We start from the raw sequence: 13,779 nt of genomic DNA on the forward strand, positions 1-13,779 counted from the left end.
GCAGAGCGCGGGTGTTGTTGTTTGAACAAGAATGGTCAGACAGGAAGCGAGGTTGATGGTATATGGAAAAAGAACATCATACACACCAAGATGAGCAGGAGGACCAGATGAAGGAAAAACCGGGTAAAAGACCGGATAAGGCTGGCATGGGGCGGTTTATCAAATTGATTGCGAGTGCGCATCCGCCCAAGGCTATTCTGATCATCGCCCTGGTTCTGACGCTGATTCAGACCATTGCTGGTTTAATCGTACCCATGATGACCAAAGGGTTGATTGATGGCTTGACCTTTTCTTCACTAAACCGTATGGTCATTGTTGGTCTGCTTGGCGCTTTTGTGCTTCAAGCGGTGGCTTCGGCGGTTTCTATCTATATGTTGAACTATGCCGGGCATAAGATTGTGGCTAATTTGCGCAAACGTTTATGGCATAAAATCTTATCTCTACCTATCCCTTACTTTGATCGGAATCGGTCAGGAGATACGATGAGTCGCGTCACCAATGACACAAGCCTGATTATGAACTTAATTACGGAGTATCTAGTCAATCTGATTTCTAATGTGATCGCAATTATTGGTGGTATTGCATTGTTATTTTATCTTGATTGGGTGATGACGCTCATTATTATGGCCATTGTTCCGCTAACAGCCCTGATTTTATTTCCGGTAGGCAGAAAAATGTACCGCATCTCCAAAAAACAGCAGGATGAGATGGCAGATCTGACCTCAGTGTTGAGTCAGGTTATCGGCGAAATCAGACTGGTGAAGGCCTACGGAACCGAAAGCAGAGAGGCTCAGGCCGGTGAGGATCGTATTTACCGGATGTTCCGCTTCGGTTTGCAAGAGTCACGTATCCTGGCCCTTGTAGGTCCCATTTCTACCTTCTTGCTGACTGCAGTGCTGGTCATTATATTGGGTGTTGGTGGTGTTCGTGTCGCATCGGGTGTGCTGACCGCTGGGGATTTGGTGGCTTTTATTTTGCTGCTGTTTCAGGTGATCACACCGATGGCACAATTCACGACCCTGTATTCACGTCTGCAAAAGGTGGTTGGGGCTACTGAACGGATTCAGACGATTTTAGATCATGAAGAGGAACCGCTCGAGTTGAAGCAGGAAGCGGCAAAAGAGAGCAGAGATATCATACTTCGTGATGTTGCCTTTTCTTATACCGAAGGGGAAGAGGTCCTTCATAATGCGAACTTGGTCATTCCGGCTAACCGGACGACAGCATTCGTGGGGCCGAGCGGAAGTGGGAAGTCCACCTTGTTTTCATTGTTGGAACGCTTTTATGTGCCAGATACAGGTGAAATTCGTTATGGAGACGAACCGATATCGTCATATACACTTTCCTCCTGGCGCTCCAAAATTGGTTATGTATCGCAGGAAAGCTCAATGATGACTGGAACGGTCAGAGATAACATTACATATGGCTTGGGGCGCGAAGCTGACTTGGAAGAAGTGAGACGAGCAGCCACGATGGCGTATGCGGATACATTTATTATGGATCTACCTCAAGGCTACAATACTGAGGTGGGAGAACGGGGAATGAAGCTGTCCGGAGGACAGCGTCAACGGATCGCTATTGCACGTGCGCTTCTTCGTAGCCCTGACATTCTCATGCTGGATGAGGCTACATCTAGTTTGGACAGCTCATCTGAGCATGAGGTACAGAAGGCCCTAGCGAACTTGATGGAAGGACGCACGACAATTGTCATTGCTCATCGTTTGTCTACAGTGGTTCACTCCGATCAGATTATCGTGTTGGACAAGGGCAAGGTGACCGGTGCAGGAACTCATACTGAGTTATTAGAGTCCCATCAGGTGTACCGTGAGCTGGCTCAAAAGCAGTTTGTGGAGATGGGAGAAAAAGTGGAGCTTTAGAGACTGCTACGCGCGAGTGATATGATCCTCCGATCGCTGTTGCCTCTGAATTCCTCTGATTGTAATGAGAACAAGGGGGATTTAGAGGTAAAGGCGAACGCTTCGCTTCTTCGGATTTCAAACCTCCCGCTTCATTGATGTCTCCAAGGTTCATACTTGGGTAGATAGCAGATGTTCCATTCACAACAACAAGTGAGATAAAATTATCTTTTTCCAAAATATTAATGAAAAGGGTTTACAAAGATATTAGACAAGGATTTAGTTTTTTTAACTTGTATGACATACAACATATAAGATTAGTTAAAATGATGCTAGACTAAAAGGTGGAGATTGAGAAGCGAGAATAAACTCATTTATATAGCAAATATCTGAAAAATGTTGGTTATAAATAATAAAGATATGTTTTTGTATTGATATAAAGGGTTTTCGTAGGAGGACTTTTAGAAAGGAATGGGTCAAGAAGAATGAGCAAACCGAGAGTATTGGTCGTTGATGACGAAAGGGCTGTTAGAAAATTGATTAAAACAGTTCTTGAAGCCGATGGGATGGTAGTACTTCAGGCTGAAAATGGCACGGAAGCGATGCGGATGATTAGCGAGGGACCATTCGATCTCGTCCTCTTGGACATTATGATGGAAGATATTGATGGCTATGATGTGCTTGGTCAATCACGTAATATGGGCATCCATACGCCAATCATTTTTCTGAGCGGGAAAAAAGAAGACACAGATCAGATCATTGGACTTGGACTTGGGGCAGATGCCTATATTACCAAGCCGTTTAGTCCTCCTGTGCTTTGTGCTCAGGTAAAGAACCAGATTAAAAGATATCGCCAGCTTCAGGAATCAAAACAACAAGCTCCGCGCATTGCGTTGGGACCTTTTCTATTCAATCATCATACCTTTACGTTTCAAAAAAATAATCAGGAAATTGCGTTGTCATCAAAAGAAATACAACTCATGAAATTTTTTATGGAACACCCCAATCAGGTTTTCTCGAAAGAACAGCTATATCAAAACATCTGGAAAGATACGGTTGTCGATAATAATACGATTATGGTTTATATCAGGCACCTGCGCACCAAAATTGAGGAAAATCCTACGAATCCGAAATATATCAAAACCGTTTGGGGAATCGGATATCGTTTTTCCGTTGAAAGATAGATTAATTACATACTTCTGTCTAATTGTATACGCTCTCTTGAAGGCACGCCGATGGTTCGGGGGGCTTTTTTTTATGGGTGATGATTTTTAACACCATCCCTATTTTAGGATAAAAGGAAATACATAACTTTGGAGCGTGGCATCACCCTCACACAAATAATGACTTTTTACTTTGAAAGCGCTGACATATTTTTGTCACAGGGTTCTTAAAAACATTTAAGGATTACTCAGAATACTTTAAGATTTACTTTTTACAATTTAGTTATCTCGAATCATCCAATGAGCGAGAGCGTTACTGAAAATCTTGTGAAAACCCGGGCGAGCGATTGATTCGAGGATATAAGCAGATTGATTATCTAGGAGGCGATGAAGTGGTCACTAATAATCTACAAGAAGCCGCAGAACTTAAGCTACAGCCACGAACAGAGTCCAAATGGAAAAAGGTGTTGAATTACAAGATTGGAGGGGTCATTCCTGTAGGCCTTTACATCCCGTTTATGGCTGTTGTCTACATGCTGATGAACACCGGAAAGCTCGCTAGTGATATGCCTGGGGCTGTATCTGTCATGGTCTTATATGGCTTTATTCTGGCGGAAATCGGAAAGCGCATCCCTATTCTAAAGGATATCGGCGGCGCTGCAATTATGGCAACGTTTGTTCCTTCTTACATGGTGTATGCTCATCTTCTTCCGCAGTCAGCCATTGATTCTGTTACTGTTTTTATGGATAATACCAATTTTCTGTATGTGTACATCGCAATTGTTATCGCTGGCAGTATCCTTGGCATGAACCGGGAACTCATGATCAAAGCGGTCGTTAGATTGGCAGTCCCTTTGGCGGTCGGATCTATTGTCGGAACAGGCGTCGGATTGCTTACAGGTGTGGCTTTGGGAATCCCAGCGTATGATACCTTGTTTTACATTCTTGTTCCTATCATGGCTGGAGGCGTTGGTGAAGGTGCAATTCCACTCTCTATCGGCTACAGCCAAATTTTAGGTTCGACTCAAGGTGAGCAATTTGCTATGGTTATTCCTGCGGTCATGCTGGGTAGCTTGTGTGCTATTATTTTGTCCGGCTTGTTGAAACAACTGGGAGATAGAAGACCGGAGCTTACTGGTAACGGCACGCTACTCAAAACAGGGGATAGCGATGTTTTGGAACTTGCAGAGGATAAAAACAAAAAACCGCTTGATCTTTACCAAATGGCTGCTGGAGCAATTTTAGCTTTCGGGTTCTTCATGTTAGGTACCTTAGCCGCTGAGTTTGTTGGTCTACCTGGTCCGATCGTAATGCTTTTTGCGGCATTTTTGGCAAAATATTTTGGCTGGTTGCCAAAATTCCTTGAAGATGGAGCGCAACAAATGCAACGTTTCTTTGTTATCGCTGTAACGTACCCGCTTCTGCTTGCCGTAGGTGTTGCCAAAACACCATGGGAGGCACTGATTTCTGTAATTAGCCCTGCTTATTTCATCACCATTTTAGTAACTGTATTAGCTGTGGTTGTGAGTGGATATTTTGCTGGTAAGTGGATGAAAATGTACCCGGTTGAAGCCGCAATTATAACTTCTACTCGATGCAGCCAAGGTGGAACAGGAGATGTTGCGATTCTTTCTGCAGCTGATAGAATGGTGCTCATGCCATTTGCCCAGGTATCCACCCGTCTCGGGGGAGCAGCAACGGTAACACTTGCTATTTTCCTGCTGCGATACCTTACACACTAAGATGGTGAAATCTTAAAAAAAATTAATAATTTTACAGAGTACTTTAAGATCTTGTTATTACAATGAAGTTGTCTTGAGACACCATTTAGTAGACGAACGTGAATAACTGATATACTCGGAAGCGAACTGGCCCTAGCACTAGGGCTAGGGACTGATGGGCTACTAGCTCGATGGAGAAGGTAAAGCAGGATGAGATTTTCACGAGAGATACTGTTTCATTATCGAAGCCATTTTTCATTTCTCACTATGCTAGTGCTTCCGATTTCTTTTCTAGTTCTGCTATGGATGGCCTATGGCTCGTATATGGACGGAGAACGTACCGTAATTGAACAACAGCAGCAGCAATTGCTGACGATTGCCAAGTTAAACAGCACGTCTATTGAGTCCTTTTTCGACGAACAAATGCACTCCCTGCAAATATTGGCAGGAAATCAGCAGATGTCGCTCGCCATATCCAATAAGAATGAGACTGTGATTGACGAAAACCTATCTGCTTATTATACCGCCAAAAAAGATAGCATCTATCAGATTAGCCAGGTGAACCTGGAAGGAAGAGTAGTACACACTTTTCCGAAGCGCAATCGTACAGATGCGATTAAAGCCTATGAATTTATCAAGGATGATATTCAAAGGATGCTGCGAGAAAAAAAAACGTTCATCGCAAGGGCCAAGCTGGAGAGGCAAGGCAATTATATTGTGCATCTGTTTCAGCCTGTTTATCTTGATGGGAAATTTCAAGGTGCGCTGATCAGTGTGGTAAATCTAAACGCTGTGTATGAGAAGCTGTTGAAGCCGATTCGCGTTGGGACCAAGGGTTATATCCATGTCAAGGATCAGCAAGGCCACTATCTCATGCACCCAAGCGAAGAAAATATTGGGTTATCGCTATCAGCGATGAAGGCCAAACACCCGGGGCTTGATTACGGCGATCTGGAAAAATTGTTCAAAATGCAGCTTACCCAGGAACAAGGCTCAGCTCTCTACCATTCGTATTGGTGGGGGGACGAATGCTATACCAAGACGAAAAAGATTGAGGCCTTTTCCCGTGTTCATCTCGGTGACTCGTTTTGGGTGGTTGCCGCGGCCATGAACTACGAAGATGTGAGAGAACCGATTGCCAAAAACCGAACTAAAACCATTGAGATTTTTTCAATGATCGTCCTGACGTTGGCTTGTGCCGTTTATATCATCATGAAGACGAAGAAAAATAAAGAGGCTCTGGAATACGAGACAAGATATTTGCGGGAACTGAATAACAAAAACGAGCTGTTGAGAAAAAAGGACCTTCAATTGCAGCACTCGCAAAAGCTGCAGTTGATCGGTACGCTATCAGGGGAAATTGCTCATGATTTCAATAATTTTTTGACTCCTATCAAAGGTTATGCAGAAATTATGCTCAGCAGTATAGAACCTACTGAAGAAATTTATGATTACGTCAGTGAGATTTATGATGCTTCCGAGAAAGCAAGATTAATAATCGAGGAAATCCTGCTATTGAGCAGGCTGGAGAGTGGGAAGGTCAAGAAAAACGCTCCGGTCAAAGTAGAAGAGCAGGTCGAAGAAGCACTGGGACTCATAAAATCCTTTCTCTCGCCCAGCGTGAAAGCTGTGTTCAAAAAACAGGTAGAGTCAGCCGTTATCTTTGCAAATAAAGTACAGATTCACCAAATCATTATGAACCTGTGCAACAATTCCTATCAAGCTATGAAAACAACCGGGGGCGAACTAAAAATTATATTGGATACCATGCCCCTGAAAGAAGTGAAAAAAATCCGGGAGAGCGTTCTGGAAGTCAGCGATTACGTTACTTTATCTGTTTCCGATACGGGCAGAGGGATGAGTGACGAAACCTTGCAGAAAATCTTTGATCCTTTTTTCACAACCAAACCGGCAGGAGAGGGTACGGGGCTTGGATTGTATATCGTTCAAAGCATTCTCGAAAAACATCAAGGATTTATTGCCGTGGATTCAGAGCTGGGCAAGGGTAGTACCTTTACGGTATATCTGCCGAAAACGGAGTTTGTAGCCAAAGATACAGAGATCGATAAGAGCCCTGTGTTTACTGAACAAAAGCGCATCCTTCTGGTCGATGATAAACAGCGTGTGTTGAAAGCGATGAGAAAAGGACTGGAATTGTATGGTTTCCAGGTTGAGACAGAAGCAGACAGCATGGAAGCATTACAGCGGTTTGAAAAGTCTCCAAACCATTACGATCTGGTCATTACGGATCAGGCTATGCCTTATCTGACGGGTACGGAATTGGCTGAACGTATCAAGGTAATCAATCCAAGTATGAAAATCATCCTGATTACCGGTTATGTCGAGGATCATGTGGTGGCATACAAGGAGAGATTGATCATTGATGAATATATGTGTAAGCCTGCAGCAGGTTCAGATATGGCACAAATGATTTATAAGGTTCTGCAATCCTGAAGATGGAGAGTATCTACCATCCAATTGGAAAAAGAGGTGTAGACATTGATTATTCAGCAAGTAGGCGTGGCCGGCACACTGGAATCAAGCGATATTATGATTTCCATCGAGCCGAACGGCACGAAGGGGATTGAAATCGAGTTGAAAAGTACGGTAGAGAACCAGTTTGGGAACCAGATTCGCAAAGTGATTCTCGAAACATTACAAGAAATGGGCATTGAACATGCATATGTCCAAGCGAATGATAAAGGGGCACTGGATTGTGCTATTAAGGCTAGAGTCATGACAGCCGTAAACAGAGTGGTCGAGGGTGGCTGCCGACCATGGGAGGCGGAATAGATGCAGAAACTGAGAAGGACCATGTTGTATGTACCAGGGAATAACCCAGGGATGATCCGCGACGCCCATATCTATGGGGCAGATTCGATTATGATCGACCTTGAGGATTCCGTTTCCCTATACGAAAAAGATGCAGCACGTTTGCTGGTTTACCAGGCTTTGAAAACCTTTGATTTCGGAGGCACCGAGGTGCTGGTCAGGGTCAACCCGCTCAATACGCCATATGGCAGAGACGATTTTGAAGCGATTGTACGAGCGAAGCCAACTGCCATTCGATTACCGAAAACAGAGACCGCCGATGACGTGATGGAGGCGGATGAATTGATTACCGAAATTGAACAAAAGATCGGCATGGAGCTTGGGACGATCAAGCTTTTTGCAGCGGTTGAGAGTGGTAAGGGCGCATTGAATGCAGCGCAAATTGCGGTTGCCAGCAAGCGGCTGATCGGCATCGCCATTGGAGCGGAGGATTTCGTTACAGACTTGAAGACAACGCGCTCGCCAGAAGGCATTGAGCTATTGACAGCACGAAGCCTTATATTATTTGCGGCAAGAGCTGCTGGCATTGCTGCTGTCGATACAGTCTACTCAGATGTAAATAATGAGGAGGGCTTTGCTAACGAGGTCAAGCTGATCAAACAGCTGGGCTTTGACGGCAAATCCATTATTAACCCACGTCAGATCGAGATTGTAAACCGCATCTATACGCCGACAGAACCAGAGATCCAAAAATCAAAGCGGATCATTGAGGCCAGCCTCGAAGCGGAGGCAAATGGCTCAGGTGTGATCAGTCTCGACGGTAAAATGATTGACCGTCCGATTGTAGAACGTGCACGCAGAGTACTTGACCTGGCGGAAGCGGCAAAAATAAACGTAGAGTAAGGTGAATGTTATGCTAAACGGTGCTGGGAGAGAAATTCCTCTAGCTATTGAGGGGCTTGATGCGGTAACTCCCTTTGATCGCAAATCGACTTACGGGCAATTTAAAAATATAGAGCGGTTAAAAGACAGCCAGCAAAATCCTGCCAAAAATAAAATCATTGATTCGATAGAGAAGGCCATTGAAGCTACTGGCTTGCGTAGTGGGATGACGATCTCCTTCCACCACCATTTTCGCAATGGGGATTTTATTGTGAATATGGTCATGGATAAAATCGCCAAAATGGGGATTCGTGATCTTGTCCTGGCAGCCAGCTCCTTGACAGATATCCATGCCCCATTGATAGAGCACGTGCGAAACGGTGTCATTCGCAGAATCGAGACCAGTGGCCTGAGAGGCGAGCTGGCTCAGGCATATTCCTACGGATGGTTTGACATTCCGGTGACGATTAACTCTCACGGTGGTCGCGCAAGAGCAATTGCATCAGGGGAATGCCTGATTGACGTCGCCTTTTTGGGCGCTCCTTCTTGCGATGCATACGGCAATGCAAACGGAACTTGCAGCATAAACGAAGCTCCATCGGCATGCGGCTCCTTGGGATATGCCATGGTAGATGCACAGTATGCGCGCAACGTGGTGATGATTACTGACCATTTGGTCCCCTATCCGAACACTCCATTCGCCATTCCTGAAACTCTGGTGGATTATGTGGTCGTCGTGGATCGCATCGGTGATCAGAAGGGTATTGTCTCAGGGGCTACCCGTTACACCAAGAATCCGAAGGAACTGTTAATTGCTAAAAACGCGGCAGATGTGATTGAAGCATCAGGATATTTCATGGATGGATTCTCATTGCAAACTGGCTCCGGGGGGGCTTCGCTTGCAACAACCAGATTTCTGCGGGAAAAAATGCTTGCCGCCAATATCAAAGCAGGCTTTGCCCTAGGTGGTATTACCCAACAAATCGTTGATCTGCATGAAGAAGGATTGATTGAAAAGCTTTTGGACGTGCAGAGCTTTGACCTGCGTGCTGTAGAATCGCTGAGAAAGAATAAATTCCATCAACAAATTTGTGCGGAATATTATGCAAGCCCTGAAAATATAGGCTGTGCTGCTCACCAACTGGATGTTGTTGTGCTGAGTGCGCTGGAGATTGATTTGAATTTTAATGTGAACGTAATTACCGGGTCTGATGGGGTCATCCGGGGAGCTTCCGGCGGACACTGCGACACTGCCGCAGGCGCTGCAGTATCTATCATCGTCGCTCCGCTGATTCGCGGAAGAATGCCTGCTATTCTTGATCGTGTAAATACCATTATCACACCAGGCCATACGGTTGACGTACTTGTTACCGATCAGGGCATCGCTGTGAACCCTATCCGCCAAGACCTCCTGGCTAACTTAAAAGCAGCCAAGCTCCCTGTCTTCACGATCGAAGAGATGCAAGAGAAGGCAACACGGATTGTCGGCAAACCGGAGCCGATACAATGGGAAGATAAAATTGTAGGTGTTGTTAAATATCGTGATGGTTCTGTAATTGATGTCATTCGTCAAGTGAAACAAGGACGCTAAAATTATAAACCAAGGGGAGGAAGTATTGAGCAGCTGCTCAGTACGAACAAACTTATGAATATAAAAGAAGCCGCCTTACAGGCACACCGCGTCAGAAACGGTAAACTGGAGATTACAGGGACAGTACCGGTTGTAAGTAAACAGGACTTAGCGATAGCCTATACACCTGGCGTTGCCGAACCATGCAAGGAAATCGCCAAAGATAAGAGCAAAGCCTATGAATACACGATTAAAGGGAGCAGCGTGGCGATTTTGACGAATGGGACAGCAGTGCTGGGCCTGGGGGATATTGGTCCTGAGGCAGGGCTGCCTGTCATAGAGGGCAAGGCCTTGTTGCTCAAAGAATTTGGTGGGGTGAATGCGTTCCCTATTTGTATCGACACCACTGATCCAGACGAGTTTGTGCGCACGGTTGAAGTGATCGCACCAGGTTTTGGAGGCATTCATCTTGAAGACATCAAGGCTCCAGAATGCTTTTATATTGAAGACAAATTAAAAGAAAAACTGAACATTCCGGTTTATCATGATGATCAGCATGGAACGGCAGTTGCTGTGCTTGCAGGGTTATTGAATGCCTTGAAACTTGTGGGCAAAAAAGTGGAGGATGTGCGAATTCTCATCAATGGAGCAGGAGCTTCGGGGATTGCCACCGCCAAGCTATTGCTTGCTGCAGGAGCGGAGCATATGGTTCTCTGCGATATGAATGGTGCCCTGGTCGAAGGAGACACCTCTCTCAATGAGCCTCAGCAGCAAATTGCCAAGCTGACGAATCGTGATAAAGAAACAGGCAGCCTTGCAGAAGTCATCAAGGACAAGGACATCTTTATTGGTTTATCGGTTGCAGATGTGATGACCAAAGAAATGGTGCAAAACATGAGCAATGAAAGCATCATTTTTGCCCTTGCCAATCCGATTCCAGAAATTTTGCCGGAGGAAGCATACAAAGGCGGAGCACGAATTGTTGCGACCGGCAGATCGGATTTTCACAACCAAATCAATAACCTGCTGGCATTCCCCGGTATTTTCAGAGGCGCGTTTGATGCCAAAGCTACGGACATCACGCTGGAAATGAAATTAGCGGCAGCCAGCAGCATCGCAGCTCTGGTAACAGATGAGGAACTTGACGATACCTATATCGTTCCAGATGCGATTGACAAAAGAGTAAGTGCTGCGGTTAGTAAAGCAGTAAAAATCGTCGCAGAACAAAGCGGTGTCGTAAGAAAATAAAACCATCGAGAAAAACGGTGATCATGATGGCTATGTGGATGGAACATTTGCGTGAAGAGATTATAAATCCTGCCTCTGAAGACGCTCAAAGAAAGCTTCGCGATTTCCTTAAGCGCCAAGGTCTTAGAATAGACCATCCAATTGAATATACGATGGAAATTGTAGATGGCGGCGACATTGCCGCTACGGGTTCCTTTTCAGGCAGTGTACTGAAGTGTATTGCTGTGGATGAAGCTTATAAAAATCAGGGGCTATCGGCACAAATTGTTAGCCATTTAGTAAATGAAGAATATAGGCGGGGAAGGGATCACCTGTTTATTTATACAAAGCCACTAAATAAACAAATTTTCAAGGATCTCGGCTTTTATCCAATCATGGAGGAATCCTTCAAGGCTGTCCTGTTGGAAAACCGTTGGGATGGTGTCAGGCAGTATCAGCAAGATCTTTTGCAGGAATCGGGCGATCTCGTGCCTTCGGCTGCGATTGTCATGAACTGTAATCCATTCACACTGGGACATTTGCACTTAATCGAGTATGCAGCAGCGGTTTGGGAAAAGGTACATCTGTTTGTAGTCTGGGAGGATCGATCCATTTTTCCATCAGCTGCTAGATACAGACTAGTTGAAGAAGGCGTAAGGCATTTGGACAATGTGGTCCTGCACAAAGGCAAAGACTATATCATCTCGGGCGCAACGTTTCCTTCTTACTTCTTTAAAAATGATGAAGAGGCGGCAAGCACGCATATATCACTTGATCTAAAAATTTTTATCCAATATATAGCTCCATTGCTAAATATTCAAAAACGGTATATTGGTCAGGAGACAAACTGTGTCTTGACCCGAAGGTACAACACGATCATGAAAAAATTACTGCCTTCCGCTGGAATCGACGTAGAGGAAATACCGCGACTGCTATGGGAAGGGGAGGACATTAGCGCCTCTGCAGTTCGTAATTATATTCGTCTGGGTCACATGGAAAAAGTGAAGCAGCTTGTACCGGACACAACCTATCGGTTTTTATTGTCAGGGGAAGCTGGAGAAATCATCAGGCGTATTAGAAGGATGTCATAACATGTATTCGTATGAGGTTACCCTTGAGGAAATGCTACAGGCACGCGAAAACCGGGCGAACAGACAAAGACAGCTGATCAGTAGGTACGCGGTACCTTTGCTCAGCATGACGATCAATATCCCAGGACCACAGAAGTCCTCTCCAACTAGTAAATACGCTTTTCATGAAGGCTATCGTATTTTGATGTGTCAACTGGCAGTGAACCAAATGACACCGCTGCACCGTGAAGCGTATCATCTGCCGACAGGTCCAGAAGCATATATTGCCGTTCAGGCAGACACACAAATATTGAAAAAGTGGGCCATTGCGATTGAAGATGAACATCCACTAGGAAGATTACTGGATCTGGATGTGATTGGACCCAATGGAAGGGCAATCTCCAGAGATGAGCTTGGCCTGGACAAGCGAAAATGCCTCATGTGCGAGCAAGCTGCGCATATATGTGGACGGAGTAGAGCGCACGCACTTCCTGAATTACTGGAAGCTATCAAAGCGCTGGTGGACAGTTATACGCGAAATCGTCAAGTGGTCAAACGAGTATGATCGGCGAGGAGCAACTATGATGCCAACAAGCCTATTAAGTGAAAGCCTTGCTCAACAGGCTGTCCTTGCGCTGCTAACAGAGGTCTCCGCCAGCCCAAAACCGGGACTGGTAGACCGATTGGATTGTGGTGCCCACAAGGATATGGACTTCTTTACGTTTATGTCTAGTGCGGCCTCACTTTCCGGCTATTTTGAAAGATGTGCTAAGGCGGGAGGTTCCTTTCATGGACAGGATCTCCGTATACTATTTGAGAACCTGCGCCCCTTGGGACAGGAAGCGGAACGGGCTATGTTTGCCGCAACCGATGGGGTAAACACACATAAAGGTCTTATTTTTTCGCTAGGCATTATTTGTGCCGCCGCCGCGTATTGTTGTACGACACGAGCAACTGCTAGCAGGCTGGATGAACAAGTCATTTGTGAGACCATTGCTCAGATGACCAAAGGTTTATGTGCAAGAGAGCTTGCATCCCTAAAAAAATCAACAGGCTTAACGGTCGGCGAACGGTTGTATAAGGAGTGGGGGATGATGGGCATACGTGGCGAGGTGGAAGCAGGCTTTCCTACCGTGCGAGCGTATGCTCTGCCCGTCTATCGTGAGTTGAAGTCATCACAACGTTACCATGTGAATGATATCTGTGTTCAAACACTCTTACAACTGATGGTTGTCAACGAAGATACGAATATTGTTGGCAGACACGACCGGGAGATGCTAGCCTATGTCCAGCAATATGCCAAGCAGGTGCTAGAGGCGGGCGGTATCTTGTCTGAAAGAGGTGTAGCCATGATTCATCAGATGAACGATGATTTTGTGCAGCAAAATGTTAGTCCTGGTGGCTCCGCTGATTTACTGGCAGTCACAATCATGTTGGAAAACTTATATCTAACGCCATTGCAATATAACGGCAATGCGGTTCATAGCGACCCATTTTAATATAAAAGGGCTGTCTTCC

The 13,779-nt window shown here is 45.3% G+C and carries 11 protein-coding genes; all 11 read left to right on the top strand.

The window, feature by feature from the left end; translation table 11 throughout:
* The first annotated feature begins 62 nt into the window (after positions 1 to 62).
* On the top strand, positions 63 to 1,877 hold the full coding sequence (locus MHB46_RS21265) for an ABC transporter ATP-binding protein (protein WP_341163311.1): 1,815 nt from the start codon (positions 63 to 65) through the stop codon (positions 1,875 to 1,877).
* 464 nt (positions 1,878 to 2,341) lie between these two features.
* Positions 2,342 to 3,040: a response regulator transcription factor gene (locus MHB46_RS21270; protein ID WP_341163312.1), complete on the top strand. Its 699-nt coding sequence runs from the start codon at positions 2,342 to 2,344 to the stop codon at positions 3,038 to 3,040.
* A 371-nt stretch (positions 3,041 to 3,411) separates the two neighbouring features.
* Entirely contained in the window at positions 3,412 to 4,761 is a 1,350-nt protein-coding gene (locus MHB46_RS21275; protein WP_341163313.1) for a 2-hydroxycarboxylate transporter family protein, read from the top strand.
* Positions 4,762 to 4,950: 189 nt separating this feature from the next.
* Positions 4,951 to 7,194 carry an ATP-binding protein gene (locus tag MHB46_RS21280; RefSeq protein WP_341163314.1) on the top strand — a complete coding sequence of 748 codons (2,244 nt, stop codon included), beginning with the start codon at positions 4,951 to 4,953 and terminating at the stop codon, positions 7,192 to 7,194.
* Positions 7,195 to 7,239: 45 nt separating this feature from the next.
* Positions 7,240 to 7,533, top strand: coding sequence for a citrate lyase acyl carrier protein (citD, locus tag MHB46_RS21285; protein ID WP_250270504.1), 294 nt, complete (start codon positions 7,240 to 7,242; stop codon positions 7,531 to 7,533).
* Positions 7,534 to 8,415, top strand: coding sequence for a citrate (pro-3S)-lyase subunit beta (gene citE, locus MHB46_RS21290; RefSeq protein ID WP_250270505.1), 882 nt, complete (start codon positions 7,534 to 7,536; stop codon positions 8,413 to 8,415).
* Between the two features lie 10 nt (positions 8,416 to 8,425).
* Positions 8,426 to 9,985 (top strand): citrate lyase subunit alpha, encoded by a 1,560-nt coding sequence (gene citF / locus MHB46_RS21295; RefSeq protein WP_341163315.1) that lies wholly within the window; start codon positions 8,426 to 8,428, stop codon positions 9,983 to 9,985.
* Positions 9,986 to 10,039: 54 nt separating this feature from the next.
* Positions 10,040 to 11,212 (top strand): NAD(P)-dependent malic enzyme, encoded by a 1,173-nt coding sequence (locus MHB46_RS21300; protein ID WP_341163316.1) that lies wholly within the window; start codon positions 10,040 to 10,042, stop codon positions 11,210 to 11,212.
* A gap of 23 nt (positions 11,213 to 11,235) precedes the next feature.
* The gene (citC, locus tag MHB46_RS21305) at positions 11,236 to 12,282 is read left to right on the top strand and encodes a [citrate (pro-3S)-lyase] ligase (RefSeq protein ID WP_341163317.1); all 1,047 of its coding nucleotides are present in this window, start codon (positions 11,236 to 11,238) and stop codon (positions 12,280 to 12,282) included.
* 1 nt (position 12,283) lies between these two features.
* Positions 12,284 to 12,826, top strand: coding sequence for a citrate lyase holo-[acyl-carrier protein] synthase (gene citX / locus MHB46_RS21310; RefSeq protein ID WP_341163318.1), 543 nt, complete (start codon positions 12,284 to 12,286; stop codon positions 12,824 to 12,826).
* Between the two features lie 16 nt (positions 12,827 to 12,842).
* Positions 12,843 to 13,760 (top strand): triphosphoribosyl-dephospho-CoA synthase CitG, encoded by a 918-nt coding sequence (gene citG, locus MHB46_RS21315; protein WP_341163319.1) that lies wholly within the window; start codon positions 12,843 to 12,845, stop codon positions 13,758 to 13,760.
* Positions 13,761 to 13,779: the final 19 nt, after the last annotated feature.

The organism is Paenibacillus sp. FSL H7-0703, from assembly GCF_038003485.1.
GTDB classification, from domain to species: domain Bacteria; phylum Bacillota; class Bacilli; order Paenibacillales; family Paenibacillaceae; genus Paenibacillus; species Paenibacillus polymyxa_B.